At 52.9% G+C, this 24104-nt stretch carries 19 protein-coding genes and 1 pseudogene; all 20 read right to left on the bottom strand.

Features of this window, described 5'->3' with window-relative positions; genetic code table 11:
- Positions 1-13: 13 nt before the first annotated feature.
- A pseudogene (locus tag V3851_RS09720) lies at positions 14-1564 on the bottom strand (IS1182 family transposase).
- A 145-nt stretch (positions 1565-1709) separates the two neighbouring features.
- Positions 1710-2324 (bottom strand): hypothetical protein, encoded by a 615-nt coding sequence (locus V3851_RS09725; protein ID WP_331846714.1) that lies wholly within the window; start codon positions 2322-2324, stop codon positions 1710-1712.
- Positions 2281-3033 carry a hypothetical protein gene (locus tag V3851_RS09730; protein WP_331846343.1) on the bottom strand — a complete coding sequence of 251 codons (753 nt, stop codon included), beginning with the start codon at positions 3031-3033 and terminating at the stop codon, positions 2281-2283. Before V3851_RS09730 ends, V3851_RS09725 begins: the two co-directional genes overlap by 44 nt.
- A gap of 464 nt (positions 3034-3497) precedes the next feature.
- Positions 3498-3701: a helix-turn-helix domain-containing protein gene (locus V3851_RS09735; protein WP_331846344.1), complete on the bottom strand. Its 204-nt coding sequence runs from the start codon at positions 3699-3701 to the stop codon at positions 3498-3500.
- A gap of 110 nt (positions 3702-3811) precedes the next feature.
- Complete coding sequence (locus V3851_RS09740) at positions 3812-5260, bottom strand: ABC transporter substrate-binding protein (protein WP_331846345.1); 1449 nt, start codon at positions 5258-5260, stop codon at positions 3812-3814.
- A 122-nt stretch (positions 5261-5382) separates the two neighbouring features.
- Entirely contained in the window at positions 5383-6249 is an 867-nt protein-coding gene (locus tag V3851_RS09745; RefSeq protein WP_331846346.1) for a carbohydrate ABC transporter permease, read from the bottom strand.
- 1 nt (position 6250) lies between these two features.
- The gene (locus V3851_RS09750) at positions 6251-7153 is read right to left on the bottom strand and encodes a carbohydrate ABC transporter permease (RefSeq protein WP_414859292.1); all 903 of its coding nucleotides are present in this window, start codon (positions 7151-7153) and stop codon (positions 6251-6253) included.
- 124 nt (positions 7154-7277) lie between these two features.
- A complete protein-coding gene (locus V3851_RS09755) occupies positions 7278-8603 on the bottom strand; it encodes a response regulator (protein WP_331846348.1) in 1326 nt (441 codons plus the stop codon).
- A gap of 20 nt (positions 8604-8623) precedes the next feature.
- Positions 8624-10399 (bottom strand): sensor histidine kinase, encoded by a 1776-nt coding sequence (locus V3851_RS09760; RefSeq protein WP_414859293.1) that lies wholly within the window; start codon positions 10397-10399, stop codon positions 8624-8626.
- Positions 10400-10945: 546 nt separating this feature from the next.
- The gene (gene pgmB, locus V3851_RS09765) at positions 10946-11578 is read right to left on the bottom strand and encodes a beta-phosphoglucomutase (RefSeq protein ID WP_331846350.1); all 633 of its coding nucleotides are present in this window, start codon (positions 11576-11578) and stop codon (positions 10946-10948) included.
- Positions 11579-11613: 35 nt separating this feature from the next.
- Positions 11614-13938, bottom strand: a complete 2325-nt coding sequence (locus V3851_RS09770) for a glycoside hydrolase family 65 protein (RefSeq protein ID WP_331846351.1) — start codon at positions 13936-13938, stop codon at positions 11614-11616.
- Positions 13939-13943: 5 nt separating this feature from the next.
- Complete coding sequence (locus V3851_RS09775; protein ID WP_331846352.1) at positions 13944-16247, bottom strand: glycoside hydrolase family 65 protein; 2304 nt, start codon at positions 16245-16247, stop codon at positions 13944-13946.
- Positions 16248-16443: 196 nt separating this feature from the next.
- Positions 16444-17583, bottom strand: coding sequence for a class-II aminoacyl-tRNA synthetase family protein (locus V3851_RS09780; RefSeq protein WP_331846353.1), 1140 nt, complete (start codon positions 17581-17583; stop codon positions 16444-16446).
- A 30-nt stretch (positions 17584-17613) separates the two neighbouring features.
- Complete coding sequence (locus V3851_RS09785; protein WP_331846354.1) at positions 17614-18465, bottom strand: sugar phosphate isomerase/epimerase family protein; 852 nt, start codon at positions 18463-18465, stop codon at positions 17614-17616.
- The gene (locus tag V3851_RS09790) at positions 18462-19820 is read right to left on the bottom strand and encodes a long-chain fatty acid--CoA ligase (protein WP_331846355.1); all 1359 of its coding nucleotides are present in this window, start codon (positions 19818-19820) and stop codon (positions 18462-18464) included. The genes V3851_RS09785 and V3851_RS09790 overlap by 4 nt, the downstream gene beginning before the upstream one ends.
- A complete protein-coding gene (locus tag V3851_RS09795; RefSeq protein ID WP_331846356.1) occupies positions 19798-20073 on the bottom strand; it encodes an acyl carrier protein in 276 nt (91 codons plus the stop codon). The genes V3851_RS09790 and V3851_RS09795 overlap by 23 nt, the downstream gene beginning before the upstream one ends.
- A complete protein-coding gene (locus tag V3851_RS09800; RefSeq protein ID WP_331846357.1) occupies positions 20051-21112 on the bottom strand; it encodes a hypothetical protein in 1062 nt (353 codons plus the stop codon). The genes V3851_RS09795 and V3851_RS09800 overlap by 23 nt, the downstream gene beginning before the upstream one ends.
- Positions 21078-22862 carry an ABC transporter ATP-binding protein gene (locus tag V3851_RS09805; RefSeq protein WP_331846358.1) on the bottom strand — a complete coding sequence of 595 codons (1785 nt, stop codon included), beginning with the start codon at positions 22860-22862 and terminating at the stop codon, positions 21078-21080. Before V3851_RS09805 ends, V3851_RS09800 begins: the two co-directional genes overlap by 35 nt.
- Positions 22859-23836 (bottom strand): DUF6005 family protein, encoded by a 978-nt coding sequence (locus tag V3851_RS09810; RefSeq protein ID WP_331846359.1) that lies wholly within the window; start codon positions 23834-23836, stop codon positions 22859-22861. Before V3851_RS09810 ends, V3851_RS09805 begins: the two co-directional genes overlap by 4 nt.
- On the bottom strand, positions 23833-24102 hold the full coding sequence (locus V3851_RS09815; protein WP_331846360.1) for an acyl carrier protein: 270 nt from the start codon (positions 24100-24102) through the stop codon (positions 23833-23835). The genes V3851_RS09810 and V3851_RS09815 overlap by 4 nt, the downstream gene beginning before the upstream one ends.
- Positions 24103-24104 lie beyond the last annotated feature (2 nt).

The raw sequence follows: 24104 nt of genomic DNA on the forward strand, positions 1-24104 counted from the left end.
TTGCCAAGAGATGTTATTCTTGGCTGATTCTTTCTCTTTGCCGGCTTACTGCCGCCTGCTTTAGCAGGTTGTGGGCAAGGCAAAGCCACCCGACCTCCAAGCTCACTTTGGGTAAGCCGCGAAGCAGGAAGCGTCGGAAGCCTCGATTATTTTTTATCTGGCCAAATACGCTTTCCGGTTCGTGCATTCGACGAACCGACAGGTTGTATCCTTCCTCGCTGGCCAGCTTTTTGCGGATCTGCTTTTTATAATGAAAGTAGGTTAGGCTCACTTGGATTTCTCGATTACCGACGGCTTTGGTGCAGGAAGACTTGAACGGACAGTCCATACAATTCACGTTGCCATAGTGCCGCTTGTGAATCTCAAAGCCGCTTTCCGTTTTCTCCTGGCTTTCCCGAATGAAGGTCAATTTCTGTCCAGCAGCACATGTCCATGTATCCATTGTTTCATCGTACTGCCAATTGTCGATTTTACTGATGTCATTTTGCCAGGCTTTCGACTTTTCTTTGTGATAGCTGCCATATTTAACAACCGCCTCCACTTGTTCATCTTCCAGGTAAGCGTAGTTTTCCTCACTTCCATATCCGGCATCTGCGATGACGGTGCCAGGCAATCGGCCCAGTTGTGCCTTTACCTTCTCTAGATGTGGTTTTAGCGTTCGCGTATCGGTTGGTCGTTGATGCAGGCTGTAGCCAACGATGAACTGGTTCTCTGTCCCGATTTGCACATTGTAGCCGGGCTTGAGCTGCCCATTTTGCATATGGTCTTCTTTCATCCGCATGAAGGTGGCATACGGATCGGTTTTGCTGTAGCTGTTGCGCTCGCCGAGGATCTCTTGTTGCTGTTCGTATTTTTGCAAACGAGGGAGCAGATCTTTACGAAGAGCGCGTACTGTCTTTTTGAGCGGTTTATCCTTAGGTGTTTCCTGTAGTTTGGCTTCCAGTTGCCGAGTGACCTGCTCCAGCTTTTGACTGGTCAGGCTACTGGCCTTTCCCAACTCTGGCAGGTCTCTACCTTGTTGCTCTTGTTCTTCCTGCTGCTCAGCCAGTTCGATGGTCTCAAATAGCGCATGTACTTTTTCTTGCAGTTTCGCCTTGTGCTTGACGACTGCCTTGCCCCAAACGAAGGTATACCGATTGGCGTTCGCTTCAATTTTGGTCCCATCCATGAAGTAATGATCCAACTGCACATACTTGGCATCCACAAGCATCTGAAGTACTCCAGTTCCAATACGTCCTTCATGCGCTCTGAACGAAAACGGTTGATGGTACGAAAGTCTGGACGCTGCCGGCCAGCGAGCCACATGAACATGATATTTTCCCTAACAGCTTTGGCGATTTGCCGGGAGGAGTAAATGCGCTGAGTGTATGCGTAGATAAGGATTTTGGTGAGCATCTTAGGGTGATAGCTGTTACGGCCGCCGCCGGGGTAAGCTGTTGCGAAGATTTTGTCGTCCAAGCGATTAACAGCTGCATTGACGACGCGAACGAGGTGATTTTCTGGAATATCCTTCTTCCAAGTCCATTGGCAAGCAAAGTTGGTCCATGGTATATTGAATGTACAAAAGAAACCTCTCCTTTTGGTTTGTGGTTGGGTGGTACCTCCATTTTACCAAGGATTGGTTTCTTTTGTTTGTACTAAATGAAAAGGGGGTGTCCCTCAGTCATCTACGATGACTTTTGGGACACCCCCTTCTTTTCACATTTAATCTATGGCTTATAAGATTGCAAGTAGGAAGAAACGGCTTGGACCGTTTGCTGCATTTCCGGAAAACTCAAGCCTCCTTCCGGAGATACTCGGCTTACTTTAACTAAAATATTGTCGTAAGAAATCATACATTCATCATAATTGTGTAAAAAGTTATTTTCGTTGTAGGTATCTGCTGACTTGGTGGGCCAAAAGATCATATCTTTTCCTAGCGAAGTATTTAAATAAACCAAGTCAATGATCGTAATGACCTGATTTTCGTCCTGGTAATAGATCCTTTCTTGCGTTTCGGTATTCGACTGTTCTCCATCCAGCGTCAAGATGGACCTTTTCCCCAGTGAGAACTCCTTGTCAATGGCTACCAGATTAGTATCATCCGTCTTTTCAATCATTTTTGACGAAGGTAATTTCAGCTGCGCAGCCATATCATTAAACAAGGTCCGATACTGTTCATATGAAAACAATTTATTGTCAACTTCGTTAATACTAGAGTTTGGTGACTGATTGGAACAACCGAAAAGGATTAAAAAGGTGGAAATAAAAAGTATAACTAATCTCTTTTTTATCATAGTCCTAGATTTTAGATTCTGTATATTCAATAGTGACATCATTTTCATTTACAGCCCATCCTGATTCCCCAGTATAGTGCATGCCAACCCAAGAGGAAGAACCCTTAGGGTATTTTTTCCATTCGGCCTGTCCGGCCCCATATCCGCCAGCTCTATACTTTGTATATGATGCTTTATAACCGGCAGGAATATCTTTAGGACCTGCTTCAACGGTAGTACTTGACATAGTAGTTTTTGAATAATTGTAGGATCCGCCAAGTTTAGTTTTAAGGCTAGCTAAAAATGCCACCTTGAATTGAGCCTCCGCTTCAATATTAGCTCCTACTTCCCATTTTGTTGTTACCGATTCCTGCTGTACATACTTCAATGGGAGCAAGCCAGTACTATTATTTTCGACAGTTACTCTGGAAACAAAAAATCTCTTCTTATCAACTTTAGTACTATTCAAAGTCCATCCATTAAAGACATAAGTATAATTTGAATCACTCCATGAGTTAGTACCGATTCCCCCTTTTTTATTCAACACAGTATAAGGTACAATTCTCTTATTTCCATTCAAATCTACTTCCCATGCTGTAGGAGGATCTAGTTTGTATTGTTGTTGACGTTCAAGTTCCTCTTTGTCAGGAACAGTACTAAATACACCATAGTCATCATTTGTGCCTTGCAATGAAGAATTAGCATTAGCAGCAACTGGTGAAAATGAGGCTAATAAACTTAAGGACAGTATCATTGTTATAACTCTGTTTTTTTTCATACTGCTATCACTCCTTAATAAAATTATCTTCATTTGTTATTATATACCAATTAATAAACCTAGTAAATACAAAATTGGTATATTTTAATATAATTATTTTCTCTGTTCGATTCGACTTTGAATAGTTTACGACCATGCCTTACTACAGTAGTTCTATACTATAAATAGCTCAAGCTCATAACAGAAGGATGGGACCTCCCTCGTGGTCCGGTATTGGAAAGTCCACTCGTGGCGGCAACCCACCGATATTTAGGTTCTGCAGTACGCTTCAAATAGGCATAGTAACCACTTCTGCTTATGCCTAAATATACACATAGTCCCTTGACGTTTTGTTTTTCCTTTAATTCATCGACGGACGCGGTATCTGTCCCGTAACCCTCCCGATTCAAGATTTTTAACCACTTTTTTAGACGTCCACCTCTAACTGCAGTCGTCGAATTTCGCGTTCCTGTTCTGTCTCAATCCTAGGGATTCCCCCGTTTATCCTTAAATCCTCTAATCCCGCATTCCCGGTACTTCTTCATCCACTTTTTCAAACGGTCCTTATCTTGTATGCCTAAATGTTCCGTGATCTTTCGATAACTCCATCCCTCTTCGACATGAAGCCGAATGGCTTCCACTTTTAATGACTCAGGATAATACTTAAACTTTTGTCCTTTTACCGCCATAAAAATGCACCCCTTAGAATTCATCGGATTAACCAAGGGGTTTTTCCAATGTCTATTCTAAGGGGTGCACTTCAACTCTTGGAGCGTTTTTTGTGACCAGTTAATCCTGTTTATTTTTGTTCGATCTTGTCAAAATAGTTCTCTTGCACGTATTGCGCGGCTACGTCGAGCTGCTTCTTCGAATCGGTGTCCTTCTTCGAGAACGATTCCTGCACGACGTTGGACATCGTCGCATAGTAGTCCTGCGTTCCGAATTGGGCCTCCGGCTTGCCTTCCAGCAGGCTGAAGAGGTTCGGATCGTATTTGTACACATTGTCGTACTTGTCGTAAATCGCTTGCACCTTGGCGGCATACTCGGAATCTTCGCTGAAGTATTCGAGCGGTGTCGGAACATAGTATTTGCCTTCCGCCTTGCGGGCGTTAATCGTATCTTCAACCGATTTCAGGGCGTCGTCGGTGAAGTAGTCGAACGTAATGTAACGGAACGCCATTTCCTGCTCGTCTTTCGTAGCGTTCGGATTGATGACGAGATAGTTGCCGCCCAGGATTCCGTAGTGTTTACCGCCTTTTTCGGCCGCAGGCATCGGATAGACGAGCACGTCCTCCGGCTTCATGCCGCCTTCGTTCAGCGCCGCTTGCGCCACGTCGAACGCGCCTGCGATCACCATGGCCGTCCGGCCTTGCTGGAATGAGCTAACCGCGTCGCCCCAACCGAGCGCCCAGTCTTGAGGAATCGCGTTGGCTTCCCATTTCAGCTTCTTGTAGAAATCGAGAGCCTTCACGCCCGCTTCGGAGTTGAAAGCGGCCGTCACCTTGCCGTCCACGGTCGTTTCGATATCGCCGCCGGCTTCAAACAGGAAATTGGTCCAGTTCCAGCCCGCTTCATTGCCTTTGCCCATCGGCGCGATCCCGGAAATGCCCTTCTTCGGATCGGCGACCGCCTTGGCGGTATTGTACATATCGTCCCAAGTCCAGTCGAGCGCCGGTGCGGTTACTCCCTTCGCGTCAAGCAGCTTCTTGTTCACCACGGTCGAAGTGATATACCCGTTTTGGGTAATGCCGTAAACTTTGCCGTCCACGATAAATTGGTTTTGCAGCACCGGGTTAATGTCGTCCTTATACTCCCAGTTGTTCCACAGCTCCGTAATGTCGGCGACCCAGCCGCGCTCCACCAGGAAGTTGGCCTCCGTCGCCCAAGTGTTATAGAAGGTCGGCGCTTCATTGGAAGCCATTTTGACGCCGATTTCATTGATATCGTACTTCCAGTCGTCCTTCACAATCGTAACGTTCGGATATTTCGCCTGGAAGCGGGCGATTTTATCGTCCTCCTGCGCGCGGAGCGTCGTTTCGTCCGGCAGCGGATAGTGGATTTTCAGCGTGATTTTTCTTTGCGTAATATCGTCAGTCGGCTCTTCGCTCACCGCCGCGTTGCCGCCGGTATTGCCCGTGGCCGCGCCTCCGTTATTGCTTTGGCTTTCCGCGTTGTTCTTGCCTCCGCACGCCGCCAGGAGCGAGCCGAACAGCATGAGGCACATCAGTACTGCTGAGAACTTGCGCATTGAAACTCCCCTTTTCCTGTAATGTTGTAATTCCATTTCTATATTAGAAGAGAACCCATGGAAGAGCGATGTGCATTCGTATGGCGATCATGTGCAGCCCTACGCTGATGAAAACGCTCTCCTTATCCCTTGACCGCCGACAGGCTGACGCTGCGCACGATAAACTTCTGGAAGATGAGAAAGACGAAGATCGGCGGCACCATGACCATGAACAGAATCGAGAATTTGATGCTGCTGTCCAGGCTTCGCGCGTTGATCACGTATTTATAGATCGCCGTTGCCAGCGTGTATTTGTCTTCCGTATGCATGACCAGCGACGGCCAGAACCAGTCGTTCCAGGCGGTGGAGAAGATGAAGATCGCCAGCGTCGCAAAGATCGGAACCGACAGCGGGATCGCAATGCGCAAGTAGCTGGTGAGCTCGGAAGCCCCGTCGATCCGGGCCGCTTCGAAAATTTCCGGGTGAATCCCGTCGAAGAAATTTTTGATCAGCAGGAAATAATACGCATTCGCCCCCGCCGGCAGCCAGAAGGCCCAATAAGAATTCAGCAGGCCCAGCTCCTTCAGATTAACGAAGTTCGGAATCATATAGCTGTTCGCCGGAATAAACAGGGTCAGCAGAATAAAGAAATAGATCACTCGGCTATAAGGGACGCGGATGCGCGAAATGCTGAACGCCGCCAGCCCGAGAACCAGCATGGTCATGAACAGATTTCCGAGAAATATGAATACCGTATTCTTCAAAAATACCGGCAAATCGATATAATGCCAGCCCTTGTTAAAGTTCTCCCAATGCCATGTCGTCGGGAAAAACTTTGGTGGAAACGTGTTGATTTCGGGATTGCTCTTAAAACCGTTAAACATCGTCATCAATATCGGGTACAGCATAGTGACCACCATGACGGCGATGCACAGCACCATCAACCCGTATACGATTTTGTTGGCCGGCTTCCGCAGGTCCGCAGGCGACAGGATGCCTCTTTCTTCCATGTTAGTATTCCTCCCTGTTCAGCTTGAATTGGATGACCCCGAGGATGCTCAGGACGATGAACATCAGCACGCCGAGCGCCGTACCGGCCCCATAGTCCAGCTGCGTGAACGCATATTTCACCGTAAACAGCGCATAGGTCAATGTCGCCTTGTTCGGACCTCCGTCCAGCAAGGCAAGCTGGGATTGGTAGGCCTGCGAGGTGCCGATAAGCTGGAGGATCAGCATCAATACGATCAGGCTGCGCATCGAGGGAAGCGTTACGTATTTGATTCGGGCCCAAACCCCGGCACCGTCGATTTCCGCCGCTTCATACCAGTCCCGCGGAATGCTGAGCACCCCGGCCAGGTAGATGAGCATCGCCGACCCGAACTGCTGCCACGTCTCCATGAAGACGATGGAGATCATCGAGAACCGTCCGTCGGAAATAAACGAAACCGGCTCCGCTCCAAACCAGCCCAGCACCGCGTTGATCGGGCCGACCGGATCGTACATCCATCTCCACATCCCGTACAGGACAACCCCCGGTACGACGAAGGGCAGGTACGCCGAAATCCGGGCGAATCCCTGGAAGAATTTCAGTTCGGAGATGGCGATCGCCGCCGCGATCGGCACCCAGAACCCGATGATCAGGGTAAGGAACATAAAATACAACGTATTTTTTACCGATAGCCATAAATCCGGATTGTGGAAAATTTTGACATAATTATCGAAGCCCACGAACGTATTGCCTTTGACAAAGTCGATATTGTAAAAGCTGTAGACCATCCCTTTGATGATCGGAACCCATAAGAAAACGATAAAAATCACGATGGCCGGAACCAGAAACAGATATCCCCAAATATACTTTTTCCAGTTCGAAGTCCGCGCGTTTTTTCTCGTCTTTTTCTCAGGCCCCTTTACCATACTCGCTGGTGAAACCACCGATTCTTCCATGAGTCTCCCTCATTCCTTTTTAATGTCCAGCTATAATTTTAAGAAAAGGGAGGGAGTCCGAACATGTGTAATCCTATGTGAAGTATAGCCGTTATTACTTCTTCAGTTCGCTGGGGCTGACGCCGAAATATTTCTTGAAAATTTTACTGAAATGCTCCGGCGATTCGTAGCCGACGCGTTCGGCGATTTCATAGCGGCGCAAGTCGGTATGCAGAATCAGCGATTTGCTCTCCTCCATCCGCAGCTTGACCACGTACTCCCACAGATTGTACCCGGTGTTCTTTTTGAACAGATAGCTGAGGTAATTGGGGCTGACATGATTTTTTTTGGCCACTTCGTGAATCGTCAGCCCCTTTTGCCGGTAATTCGCTTCGATATATTGCTTCGCGCTGTCGACGATCCGGTTGCTGTGCGTGGTAAGCTCCTCCGCGGTCGGGTCCTGGACATAGTCGTTCCAGTTGAAATCGCCGTAGTAAAATACGTGATAATCCCCCTGCTTCTCCCCCCACAGTATCGCTTTGTCCGCTTGCCGGCTTAACGCAGGCAGGAATTCGGCGCCCTTGAGGATTTGACTGATTCCTACCGTCGCTGATATGCCCAAATATTTATGCACATGATGATGCAGACTGCGCCCGATCATTTCAAGATGGTTGATTTTATTCGCGTCCAGCTCGGCGTACTCCGCTTCGCTCCATTGCAGCAATATGGTAATCTCCCGGTCCCCGGCATAACAGGTCAGGACATGGTACTCTTTATGGAGCAGTTCTTCCGCGACATTGAGCGCGCCGTACTGCAAGAGCCGGAGATCCCGGTCCGAGTAGGAGGAAGAGGAAGCGCCGTCCTTATGCCGATCCAGCTTCATTTTGATCACGGAAAAATACGGCCCCGAAACGCCCAACTTCTCCTCCAGCACGACCGTTCCTTCCTCCCGGGGCAGCGTGCCGTCCATCAGCCGGTTCAAGCGTTCGTTCTTCTCCTGGTCATGCTCGGCCATTTGAAAATAAGCCGATTCCTCAGATAGAAACTCATCGATTTGCGTGACCGGCTTTTCCATTTTCAGCAAGGCGTTGCGGACGGCATCAAGGAAATTTTCGCTGTTCAGCGGTTTGATCAAATAGTCCTTCGCCCCGAGCCGAATCGCCATTTGGGCATAATGGAACGTTTCATGCGCCGAAATTATAATCGTCTGCACCCAAGGCTTGATCAGCTTCGCCTGCTGCATCAGCTCGATGCCGCTCATTTCGCCCATCTGAATATCGGTGACCAAGAGGTCGATGTCTTCCATCCGGATATTGTCGAGCGCTTCCTGCCCGCTGTACGCGGTAAACACGGCTCCGATATCCATCCCGGACTCGCTGAGCAAACCCGCCAAGCCTTTGCAGATCAACGGTTCATCATCGACGACCAAAATTTTGTACATCCCGTTCTCCCCCCGTATGCTTATTCGTTCGTTTGTCCTGCCTTCGGCAGCGTAATGGTGACCCGGGTTCCGCCTTCCTGACGTTTCGTGTATTTCAGCCCGTACCGGTTTCCGAAATGCAGCCGGATGCGCTGGTGAATATTACGGATGCCGTAGCCGAACGACGGGTCCGGGTTTTCTTCCTCCAGCAATCGGTTAATCATTTCGTAATCGGCCGGTTTATAGCCGTTATCCTCAATGGAAATGAGCAGACTGTCGCCTTCGCCGACAGCGCGAATCGCGATTTCGCCGTCTTCACCCATATTTTTCACACCGTGGATAATCGCGTTCTCGATCAACGGCTGCAGCGTTATTTTCGGAATGGACACCTGGAGCAGTTCCTCCGGGATGTCGATGATCACCCGAAACGGGTAATCGTACCTGTGCTGCTGCAATTTGATATAAGCGGTCGCATGCTCCAGCTCCTCGCCGAGCGTGATCAGCTCCCGGCCCCGGCTGAGACTGATTTTCATCAGCTTGGACAGCTCCTTGATCATTTCGGCCGAGGCGGTGTTGCCCTCCATCGTGCTTTTCCAATAAATGCTTTCCAGCGTGTTATAAAGCAAATGCGGATTGATCTGCTGATACAAAATTTGCAGCTGCGACTCCTTCTGCTTCAGATCCATCGTATATTTGTAATGAATCAGCCCGTTTAACCGGCGGGCCATATCGTAAATCGAATGCAGGAGCACGCTGATTTCGTCGTTCCGGCTGCGGATCGGCGTCTCGGGGATTACATTGCCCGGCTCATACCTCCTGACGAAAGTGACCAGCTTCTGCAGCGGCATCATCAGCGACCGCCAGAAATACAAAATGATGATCAGCCCGCCGGCGAAATAGACGACGGTAATCAACTGGATCACCTGCTTCATTTCATTCTGCTGTTGAAGCAGCGCCTGCAGCGGAACCTTATAAACGAGCTTCTGTTGGAGGACATAGTTATAATTAATGACATAAATAAAATCGTCGGTAATGATATCCTTCACCCCCATCAGGGGCTCTCCGGAATCCGCCTGCGGCGGCAATTCCAGCACGGCGCTTTGATTCGACGATCTGGAGGTAAAGATTCTATTATTCCAGTCGGTAAAATAAAGCTCCCCCTCCGGCAGCGACACGGTCTGCAGCGATTCGCCGATCCGCGCGTCCAGATTCGTCACGACGAGCACCCCGATCGTGCCGTTCTTGTAGACGCTGTTGATCGCCCGGACGTAGGCCAAGGTCCGCTGGCTTCCCTGCCCCTCGGAGGGCGGCGACAAATGCTCGATGAGACGCAAATAACCGTTGCCTTTTTTCGCAACAGCCTCATCAAACCATTCCGGCTTTTCCTCATCCGAGAAAAAATAGACCCCCGAAGTCTGCGGATTCGGATAGTACGGGGCAAAAAAGTACGTGTTATCCGGGTCGTATACGTAGAGCGAGTAGTATAACGGCTCTCTTTCATCGGTTTCCTGCGAATAACCGGCGAGCAAATCCTCGAGTTTTTCATAGTTTTTGACCCGCTCCAGCACCGTCTCCTCCGTTGAAACCGGATTCAATTGTTGCAGCAGCGAATTCTGGAACACGGTCGAGGTTACCTTGTTGACCGCTTCGATGTCCCGGTTGATTAGCCGGAAATTTTGCTTGTTCAATTCGATGTAGGCGTTGGTTACATGGCGTTTCAGAATTTGCCCCGCCCGGTAGTTGCCGTATGAATTCAGCACGAATAAGGGAATGACGAGCACCAGAAACAGCAGGACCAACTGCTGCTTCACATTCATTTTGTTTAGCGGATTGTTAAGCTTCCATTTCAACTTGTATTCCCCCCGGCCCTTTAAGTGTAGCAATAATAAAAACCGGCAAGTATGCGCATTTTTACGCACATCATGAGCATTTCTCCGATGTAGGCTTATGCTGCTCCAGCCGATTCATCCTTAGTGTAATGGATTTCCGGCGGCTTGCCAGCAAAAAGTTGTTTTCTGCGGAGGGCTACCGCTCCATCCTAAGGTTTGGCGGTCGCCGACTCCTTAGTTGGACGAAAACCTGCAAATGTGCAGGCTTTATCCGAGTTGGAGCTCCTTTTGGCGGAAATTCCTACGAAAATGCAGGAATTTCCTCGGAATCATACTCCCGTGGCGAGAATAGGCCGAAAAACCTGCAGAATCGCAGGAATTTCCGGACTCCTTCGAGGCCTCGCACCAAAACCTGCATTGTTGCAGGAATTCTCGTTCTGACATTAAAAGGGCTGCCCGGAAATTCCCGGACAGCCCGCTTGCGATTCAAGTTCTGCATCAGCATCTCTCGCCTCTCTCCTCTCTCCTCTCGCTTCAGACCAGCTCATGCAGGCCTGCAATCACGCAGTCGGCATCGCGCAAGATGACGGCGCTGCCGATGCCGACCACCTTGCAGCCGGCCGCCTTGCCGGCCTCGACCCCGGCTGCGGCGTCCTCGAACACGACGCAATCGGCCGGGTTCAGACCGAGCGCCGCGCTGGCCGCGAGGAACACCTCGGGGTCCGGCTTCGCTTTGGACACCTTCGTCCCGTCGACCACCGCGTCGAACAGCTCCGCGATCCCTAGCCGCCCGAGAATAAAGGCGGCGTTTTTGCTGGCGGAGCCCAGCGCGATTTTCACGCCCCGGTTTCGCAGCTCAAGCAAATACTCCCTTGCGCCCGGTAAAATTTCCGCGGGCTCCAGCCGGGAAATATACTCGACGTACTCCTTGTTCTTGGCCTCCGCCATTTCCAGGCGCTCGGCCTCGTTCGCCTCCACGCCGCCCACCTCAAGCAGAATTTGCAGCGACTCCATCCGGCTGACCCCTTTAAGCCGTTCATTGTCGCTTTCGGTAAATTCGAACCCAAGCCGCTTCGCCAGCGAGCGCCAGGCAAGATAGTGGTATTTCGCCGTATCCACGATAACTCCGTCCAGATCGAAGATCGCGCCTTTCATCGTTTCCAGCATGATATTCTCCCCTTGCTAAATTCTTGTGTACAGCTTTACAGCTCGACCTTGAGCTTTTGCCCCGGAGCGAGCACGGTATGCTTATTCCCGATCCGAAACGGCAGCGCATCGTCGTTACTTTCCGCGGCTTCAACCGTAACCGCTTTAAGCGTGACGCGAACCTTGAAGGACTTGCCCCGCAGTATCAACGGGAACTCCACGGCTTCCCATTTTGGCGGCAAGGAAGGCGCGATGCTCACGATTTCTCCGTCGAAGCGCAAGCCCGCAAAGCCCAGCACCGCCGCCATCCAGGCGCCGCCGTTCGCCGCGGGATGCGTGCCGCCGATATACAAATCGCCGACGTATTGCTTCGACTCCCCGGTCAGATCGATCGTCGCCGTCCGCATAAAATAAGGGTACGCCCACTCCGAGGAACCGATATCCGCCGCCACCAGCGCGTAAATGCAGGAGCTCAGGCTCGAGCCGTGTTCCGTGCGCGGCTCGTAATATTCCCAGTTGGCCCGTTTCGTCTCCAAGTCGTATTGATCCTTGAACAAATGCAGCATTAAAACCACGTCGGCCTGCTTCAATATTTGCGTTGTCGTCGCCAGGCCGTTGCCTCCGCCCCAATATTCGTTGGTGTGAAGCACCCGCGATTTGAGTTCCGGCAGCGACACGTCCTCCAGTGTGAAATATCTGTCGAACTGCTCGATCACCCTGCTCTCGCCGTCCGGCTGCGGCACATATAAACGGTCGTGCATATCCGCGATATGCTCGGGCAAAATTGCCGCGCCCCTCTTTATAAGCGAATCGTACTGATCCGGGTCGTGGGCCTGAAGAAATTCCAACGCCGCCAGCGCGACGCGAAGGGTCCGTTTGACCATCGCATTCGTGAATGCATTATTGTTCACCCGCTCATGATATTCGTCCGGTCCCGTGACATCGAGCAGTTCATAGCGCTGCTTGGCGGGATTGAAATAAGCGTAGGAGTAGAAAAAACGCGCGCATTCCCACATGGCCTCCGCCCCGCCTTCCAACAGGATGCTGCCGTCGCCGGTAAACTCATAATATTGCCAGATCCCGCAGGCAACGTCGGCGCTGATATGGATTTGCTTGTCGCGGAAATAGGTGCGCATCGGCCGGCCCGTAAACACATCGTTGACGTTGAACAGCGTGCAGGCGTCATCGCCCGTCTCCTGGCTTTCCCAGGCGTAGAACGCGCCTTCGTAACCGTATTCGGCCGCTTTTCTCCGAGCGCCTTCCAGCGTATGCACCCGGTACATCATCAGGTTCCGGGCCGCTGCCGGCTGCGTGTAGAGGAAGAACGGGAGCATGAACATCTCCGTATCCCAAAACACCGCGCCTTTATATACCTGGCCGGACAACCCGCGCGCCGGGATCGACAGCTTCTCCGAATGCCCCGGCGCAACGATCAGCAGATGATAAAGGCTGTAGCGCAGCGCCAATTGCGCCTCCGCATCGCCTTCTATGACGACATCGGCGCGGCGCCATTTCTCCGCCCATTTCGCCGCGTGCTCCTGCAACAGTTCCTCGTATCCGCACCCGGCGGCGTCACGGCTCAGCCGCAGCGCGGCTTCAGAGGCATCCCCTGCGCCGTCCAAGCCGGTAACCACCGCCGCATACTTATAGAATGTATAGGTCTCGCCGGCACGGCAGGTCAAACGGATTTCCCGGCACAGCGAATCCGTCGCTACCGCTTGATCCGCAACAGCAGCGGGCGTTTGCTCCCAAGCCGCCGGTCCGTCATAATCCGGGACCGCCGTTTCCGCAACGGCCACGGGCACCTTAAGCTCCCGCGTGACCCCGGAAAGCAGCAGGCTGCCTTCCGACTCACTCCCCGCGAGCCCTTCCAGATGCGGGCCGTTGATGTCCCACACCTCGCCGTCGATCCCGGTTCGTATCACCAGTTCGCCGTCCGCACTGCTCCGCACCGATACCTTGGCGGCGATAAGGCTCAGCCGCTCCGCGCTGCAAAACCGCTCCGCCCATACGGTAACCCGGGGCGCCCCCGGCCCGTCCCCGACCGCGAACACCGTCCGGCGGCGGTGCACCGCCCGCGAGATGTCGAGCTCCTGCTCATGCTCGACGATGCTTGCGCCGGGGGAGAGCACGCCAAGCGGAACGCCCTCGTACTCGATCACGGTATACAGCCCGTTCGGCGCGTTCACCGGCTCCCGCCACTTGTCCCCCACCCGGTCGTACAGCCCGGCCAGCGTCACGGCCGTCAGCTCTTCCCGGGTGAATTCCTCCAGCGTTCCCCGATAACCCATATAACCGTTGCCGATCATAAATTTGTTACCGTTTTTTGCAATCCGCTCCCTGTCAAAACCCTGCTCACGTATAATCCAATCCGCCCTCAAACCGATCACCCTACCTTTACCCGTTCCAGCGCGATCTTGATCCCTTCAGCGCCGACGCGGTAATCCTGGCCGTAAACGATCATATCTACCGGTTCACCCGACTCGGTACGGAAGTGAACATAGTCCTTGTTCACTTCCACTCTGAGCTTCGAACCATGGAAGGTGATCGGGAAGCTGTATTTCTCCCAGCGCTCGGGGATCGTCGGCCCGAACACCAGCTTTTCCCCGTCCGACCGCATGCCCCCGAATCCGTAAACGATATTCATCCAGGCGGCGGCAATTGAGGTGGTGTGCAAGCCTTCGCGGGTATTGCGGTTGTAGTTGTCGAGATCGAGGCGCGTCGCAAATTCAAAAAATTTGTACGCTTCCTCCGGCCGCCCGATCTCGGAGGCGATGATCGAATGGATCGACGGCGACAGCGACGATTCGTGAATACAGCGCGGCTCGTAATAATCGTAATTGGCGCGTTTCTCCTCAAGCGTGAACTGTCCGCTGTACAGGAACATGAACATCAGCACGTCCGGCTGCTTGATCATGTCGTAGCGGTACAGCCGGTCATAAGACCAATGCGAGTAGAGCGGAAAATCCGTAACCGGAATATCGTGAATATTGAGATGCGGCATATCGAAGAAACCGTCATGCTCCTCATATACGCCCGTTTCCGCGTCACGCGGAATTTTCATAGACTCGGCTTTATGCTTCCAGTCGGCCTGCTCCTCCTCCGTAAGGCCGAGGCGGCCCGCAAGCTTGACGAAGGCGCCAGCCTCCTCGGCGCGCATTTGCCCGATCACTTCAAGCGTGTATTCGAACATTTTTTTCGCCATCAGATTAATGTAGCAGTTGTTGTTGACCATCAGTTGGAATTCGTCCGGCCCCATGACGCCGAAATACCCGTACTCACCGGTTTTCTGCCCGAATTGCCCTCGGGTCGCATAGAAGCGGCTGATCTGAATCAGCATCTCCAGCCCTTTCTCATACAAAAACGCGGTGTCCCCTGTTATGTTGACGTAATGCCGGATGCCGTAAGCGACGGCGGTTCCGACATGCAGCTGCAGGTTGGAATGCTGCCACAGATCGCAGCTCTCCGTCCCGTCGATCGTCGCGATCGGATAGAACGCGCCTTCGCAGTCCAGCTCCTTCGCCCGCCGGAGCGCATACGGAAGACTTTTATAGCGGAATTCAAGCAAGCTCTTGGCCGCCTTAGGATTGTTAAAAATATAAAACGGCAGGCAGTACGATTCCGTATCCCAGAAGGCGAGTCCGCGATAAGCTTCGCCGGTCAGCCCCTTGGCCCCGATATTGAAGCCCGGATTGTCGCCGTGATACGTCTGGTACATCTGGAAAATGCAGAAGCGGATGCCCTGCTGATTCTCCGGGTCGCCTTCAATCGCGATGTCGGAATCCTTCCATACCCGTGACCAATATTCCCGCTGCTGCTCGGCCGCCTCGTCATAACCGAGACCGGCATACCGTTCTGTAAGCTCCAGTCCGGTCCGCCATACGGTTTCATGATCGATGCCGGAATCTTTCTCGGCGTAATTCACCGCCAATTTGTCTATGGTCGTCCGCTTGCCTTGCTCCAAATAAAGCACCACATCGCGGCCGATAAAGCGGTCGCTTTCCACCAGCCTGCTGCTGATTTGCACAGGCGCCTCCACGCGAAAAGCGGAAAACAGCCGGTTCTTCGTGTTTACCGTCTGGGCCAGAATTGCGGCCGCCCCTCCCGCTTCCTGCCGTTTCAGCGTGCCCCAGTAGCTGCGGCCTTGATCCTCATGCACAACGGAAAAATCCAGCCCGGTCCGCACCTCGGCCGTGCCGGAAAAATTGAGCGGCTCGAACGCGATCCGCTGACAGCCCAAATGGGACACCGTCATGCTGACGAAGCGCTGAAAGCTGAGCTTCACGCTTTTGCCGCTGTTCAGATGCCATACCAGTTCCCGGGTATACACGCCGCTGCGGAAATCCAGCTCCCGGCGGTAATCGGAAAAGCGGCTTGCGGCCAAATCCAGCGTTTCCCCTTCAATCGTAATCCGGGTGTACAGCCAATCTACCGCGTTCACCATAAAGCGCAGCGATTTGATGATGCCTTTATAGTGGGCGTCCACCTTGCTCTCTTCAAACAGCCCGTTGAAGTAACTCCCCAGCAGCGTATCGCCGCCGTAGCCCTCTTCCGGATAACCTCTGACTCCCATATATTCATTGCCCAGTGAAAAAATCGACTCGGACACCCGGTTGCGGGCCGGGTCAAAGCCTTCCTCGGCGACTTTCCACGGATCGACCACCAGGTATTTGTCGGCAACTTTCGGCATGCTTCGCTTCCTCTCCTTTGTCTTTTGCTAAGGTTCCTTACCAGATTAGCCAAAAGCAAACGGGTGCCAAATGTCCAACTCTAATGAGCTTATGTGCGATCATACGGAATTGAAATCACATCGCTGCTTGCCAAAAAAAGAACACGGCCGATTCCGTTACCGACGGAATTAGCCGTGTTCTTTGGTAAAAATCTTCTTAATCCAGATGAAGCGCCTTTCTGACCTCCGCAGGCCATTCCGTGCTGCTTGGCCCGTACGAAGACAATAGCGCGTACACCCACCGGTCGATGCCGAAGGCGACGCAGCCGGAGTTCAGCGGAGCGTCGTCCGTATCATGAACCTGGAACGGCTTGCACAAGGAATCCCCCATATGATTGAAGGATGCGATGGAGAACGAGCCGCGCGGCTCGCCGAGATCGGCGATCAGCTCATATTTCATATTGCCCATAATTTGATGCTGGCCTTTGGCGGAATCCTCCGAGAAATAAAACGGATCGCTGGCGTTTTCGATCTTCCCGGACAATCCGAGCGACTGGAACAAATTCCAGACCTCCTCCATGATCGCCGATCTTTGCGCTTCAATATGGGCGGAGTCCCCGAACAGCACGATCTCCCGCATGGTGAATTCGTTCAGCCGGTGGTTGCCGAGCCGCCATGGGGCTTCATGCCGGTGGCAGAGGCCCGACGCCGTCAATGCCAGCGGCCCCTTGAGTCTCAGGCCCGATAGCTCCGCGTAACAGTGAAAGCAAACGGCAGGCGACAGGGTAAAAGGGCTTAAACGCACCAGTTCGTCCAGCCGTTCCGCATGCCTGACCTGCTCCAAGGTTTGAAGGGCATGCGGGAATTCCGCCACGAGGTAGAGATTTTGCGGGAAAGAAGCGATATACCCGCATTTGTTCAAGGTGTCGAGCGAAATCTTGGAGCTGTAGCTGCGCAGCTCCGCCCGATGCCTTAAAGCGAGATCGACCAGCAGCGCGTCGAGGCGCTGGGCGAGTACGACCGCCAGGCCGCTGCGGACCGTCCCGTCGACGGAGAATACCGATTCGATCCGGTGATCGCCGCGGCCATGTTCTCCGTCATTTTGATCTTGCTCTTCCGTAGTCCAGACCGTCCGGTGGCCGATGATGCGGTTCGTTTTCTCCTTATCGATCAGCTTGTTTACCGTTTCGTTGACGACGGCAAGATCGGTATCGGACGTCAGACCGATAACAATCTCCTGAGTTTCGGGTTCGAGGGAGCAAGCGGAAATGTTCTCCACGCTGTAAAGCAGCTTCGCCTGCAGCGCCTCCGCTTGCCTCTTGTTCAGAACGCCCAGTGTCGGGTACCTTTTGATCACTTGCAGCTCCTCCTTTAACCGGGCAGCATTTTATATGGCTTGTACCTGCTCCGTAATTTGCTTGATCCACTTCATCTCCGACTCCAGCCTTTGGGCGGGCCGGTCCCCAAACCATTCGAGAGATGCCGGATATGCCTCGTCTCCCTGCAGCAAATGCCGCAGAATCCGGGCATAGTCGACGACGCCTTCCGACAAAGCGGTCAGCCCTCTTCTGTCCCCGCTCGGGGAATAAACATTTTCCGGCTTGAACACGTCCAAATAGGCGCGGTCGCTTACGTTTTTCAGATGGAAATAACCGACCCACGGCTTTAATACATTCAGCGCATGAAGGGGATCGTCCCCCGACTCCCAAACATGCAGGAAGTCCACATTTACCCGGATGCCGGGATGATCCGCCGCCTGCAGCAGCCCGTGGGCCGACGGGAGCGTGTCGAAATACGTGTCGGGATGAAACTCGATCACGGTATATATCCCGGACTCGTAAGCGATTTCCGCCAGCATCCGCAGTCTGGCGGCGCATAATTCCAGATCCCGCGGCGTTGCCGAAACGCTGGGCCGGCTTCCGGCAAAGATGCGGATCTTGTCGCTGCCGAACAGCTCGGCCAGAGCGATCAGCCGCCGCCAGCGCGCCATGACATCCGGCATGTCCTCTTCCGGCGCCATTAGAGGTATATAGTGGCTGATCATGGACACATTCAGCCCCTTATCCCGCATCTCGGCAACATAACGTTCCGTTACCGCCGGATCGCCCTCGGATATTGTCTCCGCGTGGGCTCCCCACAGCTCGATACCGGCAAAGCCCCGTTCGCCGGCAAAAGAGATGAGATCCTGAAACGAAGTCAGTGTATGACGAAAAGAGATGGAGCATATGTAAAATTTCATTTTGTATACACGCCCGATCCGTTGCGTATTTTTTTGAATCTGTCCGAATAGAGATTCGATGCTTCAATCGACACTTTAACGGGGATCTGATGTCTCTCCAGTTTTTCCGAACAGAAGGCCTGGACCCTCCGCTTTAATTCTTTGGCGTCGATATCTTCGACCACATTGACGTCCGCCGTCACGATCTGGCCGAGCAGCACGTTGGGTTCACCGCGAACCGTCACGTCCTTCACTTCGGGCATTTGCAGCAGTACGGCCTCAACTTCGGCGGGGTATACCTTCTGCCCGCCAACATTGATGATTTCCGACCTCCGCCCCAAAATGCGGATATAATCCCCTTCCTGAACCACCTGATCCTGCGTATTGAACCAGCCCTCTTCGTCGAACGGATTGGGAGCGTTCAAATACCCCTCCATCGCGAACTTCGAACGGATATGCAAAATACCGTCGCGGATTTCGGTTTCCACGCCTTCTCCCCCGACTTTAAACAAGAGCGAATCGCCCGATTTCGATTTGGCCCTTAAGATGCCGATCTCCGACAAGCCGTAGGTTTGCCTAAACTGTACGCCCGGCAGCGCAGCGTAGAGCTGGAGCAGCGTATATTCCGGCATGACCTCCGTGCCGTAGGTGATCATCTTCAAGGAGGACATATCATACCTTTGGTAGGCTCCCGTCATCAGAAGAAGATTGAGGAAGCTCGGCGTCGTGGGAAGCAGCTCGATTTCATATCGCTCGATCATCGCACAAATGTCGTCGGGCAAGAGCTGCTTGGGGCAAACGACCGTCCCTCCGTTAGCCAGCGTGTGCAGCAGCGTATTCATGCCCCCGATATGGTCGAAACGCAGAAAGGTCAAGGTGCGCAGCGTGTCCCGCGGCGTTTTGTACCGCTCGGCGAACTTGATTAAATCATGGACGATCGCTTTGGGCACGCCGGTCGTGCCGGAGGTGAACAGAATCAGGCCCGGATGCCCGGCATCGGCCAGGTTTTGCAGCATGGGAGGCCGGGAGCCCCGTTCATAATGAACGGCTCGGTATCCCCCGTCGCCCTCCAAAGCAACCAGAACGTCGGCATGGGCGATTTCCAGCTGCTCTTTTTGCTGCTGCCCCTGAACGGACATAGGAACGATAATATTGCGGTTATTCATTAGTGCCAAAAGGGCGCCGCAGAGGGACGGAGAGTATTCTCCCGTAAGCGCGGCCACCTGTCCGGGCCGAATATTCTCTTTGGCCAACAAGCGCTTCCACAACTCGATGCAGTCGATCAAGCCCTGATACGTAACCCGTTCATCGCCGAATATCATAGCCTCCCTGCCGGGATACCGCCGCATTTTGTCAATCAGCCATTCCATCGTCATCGGATATCTTCTCCATCACAAATTGTTTGAGATACCTGTATTCCTTTAAAATCGGCTGTTCCAAATCTTTCGCCCGGATGGAAATTCGGAACTCTTCCTCCAGCTCCGCGAACAGGTTGACGATCAATATGGAATCGAGCGCCAAATCATTGATGAGGTCGGTATCCTCCCGGATCTCATCGATGTTTGTCCCCTCGCGCATAACCTCCAGTAAAATCGGCTTCAACACACTATCGATTTTGTTGTGATCCATGCCCCTCGCCCGCCTTCTGCTTCAACCAGGCCAGGAAAGCCATTTCGGACTGCTGCAATTCCGCGATCTTATTTTCCATAAGCTCTATGGCGTTATCCCTGTCCCCGGCGCTCTTAAATTTAAGCAATAAATAATTCAGCCTTCTCCACTTCTCGGAAATTTCGCCGATTTGCCGTTCCCCCTCTTCCGCATCGGCCTGATCCAAGCTCATAAAATCGCGGTAGGTTTCCCAAATTTGCTGGCGGAGGAGGCGAATGGAAGAGATCGTCGTGCTGTTTCGCTTAATCCAGGCATCCCGCTTCGCTTGCGGCCAATTTGGCGCATCTTTGAGATCGGCGATAAAATACTTGAACGACTGGCTGCCGCCGCGCCGATTGGCGAACCACTCGTACCAGATCTTCCATCTTGCATCGGATCCGGTTTCATCCTGTACCTTATTTACCGTTTCAGGCTTCTCCCCCCGGTAAAAAACCAGGTTCCGTCCGGCGCAAAATTCCAGGATTTCCCTGTTCGTGGGCAATGAATCGACCTTCTTTTGGACCAGCGTAAAATAGTGCAGGGTGTCATTGCGCCCGGTCTTGCCCGCATGGGCAACGGCCTCGGGGGCCAAGTACCCCGCGTAATCCGTCATCGGATCGAACACGGCATAGCCGCGGAGGGGATCCAGCCCGTGAATCAGCACCGAGTGCTGAAAGCCGCTGGATTCCATGGTCAGGTAAGCCTGCGGGAAATACTCCAGCCTGGACGCCATGCACAGCAGAATGACGCTGCTCCCCTTGCGGAGTTCTTCCGTCAAGGATGCCGCATCGCCCGACTGAAACTTCAAATCGATCCCGTACAAATAGTCAAGCGGGAAATTTCTCGCGTTTTTGCTGGACATCAGGGTGCGGAACTCGTAATCGAGATTCCAATAGTCCAGCAGTAAAATCCTGTGGTCGCGGCCTATTAACCGGATATAGGTCATTACGCACGACGTAAAGCATTCCATGAACGCTAGTTTGAAATTACACTCTTTCCGCAACTCCGGTAAGGCATTCATCCCGGGCTTCCCTCTCTTCCGCAAGTTGTTTATTCACCAGCAGAACGTAGCTTTCGCAGCGCTCCAGCAGTTCCTGATGCGTACCGCGGTCGATGATTCTGCCGTTCTCCATCACAAAAATCACGTCGGCGGCCATGATCATATCCAGCCGATGGGTCGAGATCAGCGTGGTTTTATGACGCATCGCCTTATGCAGCGATTGCATCACCTGCTCTTCCGTATGCCGGTCCAGTGCGGAGGTCGGTTCGTCGAGCACAAGAAAATCCGGTGCCTTAACGATGGCTCTGGCGATCGCCACGCGCTGGCGCTGGCCTCCCGACAGTTGAAAGCCCTGGTTATCCAAATGCGTGTGCAGCCCGTTCGGAAGCGAGTCCACGTAATCCTTCAAATCCGCTTCGCATAATGCCCGGTATACCTCTTCTTCGCCGACCCCTTGTCTGCCTAACGCCACATTCTCATACAGCGTCCCTTTGAACAAAAAGTTCTCTTGAAATACGACGCCCCAGTGCTCGGCCAGCATCTCCCTCGACCACTCGCGATGCGGCAGACGCTTGACATGAAGCTCGCCCGATTCCACCGGCATAAACCCGAGCAGCGTGCGAAAAAGCGTCGTTTTGCCCGAGCCGCTTCTCCCGACAAATGCGGCCAGTTGACCTTCGTACACCTGGAAATCGACGCCCTTGAGAATCCCGATTCCGTCATAGGATACGTTCAGACCGCGTGCGGAGATCACCGGCTCGTCCGCTTCGGACGCCGGCACTTCCCGGGATTGGGTTGACGAAGCCGCCTCGACGGGGCTGCTTAAAAACTCCAAAAGCCTCGTCATGGATATTTCGCTGCTGATCATATGGCCGTAAAGGTGATTCATCGCCTGAATCGGCTGCAGCGCCATGAAAATGTACTGGATGGCCGCAACCATCATCCCGACGGTGATCGCGCCGTTCATTACCTGCGTGCTTCCGAGGCCGTAGAGTATCGTTACGGTGATCGAAACGATCAGCATGCCCGATTGGCCCGATACGCTGCGGAACATGCCCTCCATCGTACTGGAACGGATCAGCCCTTTGTACATCCGATCGTTGCGCGCTTTCTCCCATCCTTCCAATCCGTAAGCCCTGATCTCGCGGGAACCGCTGATGCTTTCCACGAGATAGCCTCCAATGTCCTGATTGTGGCTGCGGACATTTTCCGCCGCCGATTTCAAAGGCGACCGCAGCAGGCGGGGCAGGGCGAACGTTAGCGGTATGCTGATGAGCGCGATAATTCCAAGCCGCCAATCCATAAAGAATATAAGACCGACCGCAATCAGCATCTGAAATACCAGCGTTATAAACTCCACAAAAATCAAAATGAGAAAACTGGCTACCTTCGAAATGTCATTCCCCATCAGCTCCAGATATTTCCCGTGCCCGTTCTTCTCGATTTCGGTCATCGGAGTTTTGCGCAAATGGCCGAGCACCACGGCTCTGAGGCCGAGAATATGATCAATCTCCAAGTAGCGGCTTAGCGTCTGCTGCAGGATGTTAAGTACCATACCGGCGATGGCCAGCCCCAGATACATCGAAAGAATCGGGAATACCAGTTCCTGCCGGCCGTTCACCAGAACGCTGTCAATAAAGCGGGAGATCAGAACAGGCTGATATAAATTAAGCACCATAACCAGAAAAGCCAGTAAAAAAACGGCGCCGACCCGGCGGCGGTTGGCCGGATGGTACTTTTGCAGCCTCCAATATAGCCTCATGACACTCATGTTCTTCCCCCCACCTCGTCTTTCGGGGTCACTTCGTCCCAAATTCGGTAAACCCGCAGAAGCTCGGCTTTTACCTCGGCTTCCCGGGCTTCAAGCTCCCGGAGCTTTCCTTCGATCTTCGAATAATCCATGCGGTTGCCCAGAACCGCCAGCCGAGCCAGGGACAGCATCAGGCTCTCCCAGAGCTTGACCAGTTCATTCGCCCCCTTGACCCCCGCTTCCGCTTCACCCGGCTCGTCCCCGGCGAAATATTGAAGCACCGGAGCATATCCGTTCATTCTTTTGGAAATGACGCCGACCTGCTCAATCGATGAGAACAACAGCTTCGAAACGCCGCCATCTTTCCGGCCGCAAGCGGCGGACAAGAAACGCTCCACTTCCCCGATCAGCAGGCCCGGCCCCGCCGCCGACTCCTCCTCCATCAGCAAGCGGATTTGCGCGGGGTCCGGGGCATGCAGCTCACTCGTGTCCAAGAGAACCCCCATAGCCAAATCCTCGTAATAGAAGGCGGCCTCCAGTTCATCGTGGCCTATCCATCCGTACCGGTCCAGATAAGGGTCTTCATAGCGCCATTGCCCCTGCATTCGGTCCCATTCCTTGAGGATGATGACGTGGGGAGTATGCTTCGCTTGATATTGCGGAGTATAGGGAATCCAGAACAAGTCGACGATTACCAAAATCGCCCCTTTGTTCCCCATGCTCCTGATAAGCCCTTGCAAAAGAGCAAAGTTCTCCTTTTTGCCCTTACCGTAATCCAACCAGCGCTTTAAGCTTCTGCCATATAACCGCTCGAAGCGTTCCGGCCAATTCATGGCGTCCGCCTCGTCGCTGAAATAATAAATGCCGTGCTCGTCGGCCTTGAAAGCGGCGTTCCAGACGCCGATATACATGGGCCGGTAATCGAGATGGCCGGTTTGTTCGATCAGATGAGCGTAGCAATCCAGCCAGCAGTGAACCTGCCGCGAGCCTTTCACGGAGTTACCTCGAACTTGGCAAAGATTTTATCCCTGATCGACCGCAGGGTGGAGAAATTATCCAAAGTGAGCTCATCATCGTCAAAAGCGATATTGTAACGGCCCTCGATCATAACGACCAATTGAATGACGCGCATGGAATCGATCCCGTTCTCCAGAATGGATTGCTCCATGTCCAGTAAATGCTCCAGCTCCGGCCGTTCCGAGAGTTCGGCGATCATGCGCTTTAAATCGGAAATCACCGTTTCTTCCTGTAGTAATGACATAG

The organism is Paenibacillus haidiansis, from assembly GCF_036553665.1.
Classification (GTDB): domain Bacteria; phylum Bacillota; class Bacilli; order Paenibacillales; family Paenibacillaceae; genus Fontibacillus; species Fontibacillus haidiansis.

Coding starts and splice junctions, on each gene's coding strand:
- V3851_RS09725 (WP_331846714.1), bottom strand. CDS start 2,324: ATGAAAATGATGTCACTATTGAATATACAGAATCTAAAATCTAGGACT.
- V3851_RS09730 (WP_331846343.1), bottom strand. CDS start 3,033: ATGAAAAAAAACAGAGTTATAACAATGATACTGTCCTTAAGTTTATTA.
- V3851_RS09735 (WP_331846344.1), bottom strand. CDS start 3,701: ATGGCGGTAAAAGGACAAAAGTTTAAGTATTATCCTGAGTCATTAAAA.
- V3851_RS09740 (WP_331846345.1), bottom strand. CDS start 5,260: ATGCGCAAGTTCTCAGCAGTACTGATGTGCCTCATGCTGTTCGGCTCG.
- V3851_RS09745 (WP_331846346.1), bottom strand. CDS start 6,249: ATGGAAGAAAGAGGCATCCTGTCGCCTGCGGACCTGCGGAAGCCGGCC.
- V3851_RS09750 (WP_414859292.1), bottom strand. CDS start 7,153: ATGGTAAAGGGGCCTGAGAAAAAGACGAGAAAAAACGCGCGGACTTCG.
- V3851_RS09755 (WP_331846348.1), bottom strand. CDS start 8,603: ATGTACAAAATTTTGGTCGTCGATGATGAACCGTTGATCTGCAAAGGC.
- V3851_RS09760 (WP_414859293.1), bottom strand. CDS start 10,399: ATGAATGTGAAGCAGCAGTTGGTCCTGCTGTTTCTGGTGCTCGTCATT.
- pgmB (WP_331846350.1), bottom strand. CDS start 11,578: ATGCTGGAAACGATGAAAGGCGCGATCTTCGATCTGGACGGAGTTATC.
- V3851_RS09775 (WP_331846352.1), bottom strand. CDS start 16,247: ATGCCGAAAGTTGCCGACAAATACCTGGTGGTCGATCCGTGGAAAGTC.
- V3851_RS09785 (WP_331846354.1), bottom strand. CDS start 18,465: ATGAAATTTTACATATGCTCCATCTCTTTTCGTCATACACTGACTTCG.
- V3851_RS09790 (WP_331846355.1), bottom strand. CDS start 19,820: ATGACGATGGAATGGCTGATTGACAAAATGCGGCGGTATCCCGGCAGG.
- V3851_RS09795 (WP_331846356.1), bottom strand. CDS start 20,073: ATGGATCACAACAAAATCGATAGTGTGTTGAAGCCGATTTTACTGGAG.
- V3851_RS09800 (WP_331846357.1), bottom strand. CDS start 21,112: ATGAATGCCTTACCGGAGTTGCGGAAAGAGTGTAATTTCAAACTAGCG.
- V3851_RS09805 (WP_331846358.1), bottom strand. CDS start 22,862: ATGAGTGTCATGAGGCTATATTGGAGGCTGCAAAAGTACCATCCGGCC.
- V3851_RS09815 (WP_331846360.1), bottom strand. CDS start 24,102: ATGTCATTACTACAGGAAGAAACGGTGATTTCCGATTTAAAGCGCATG.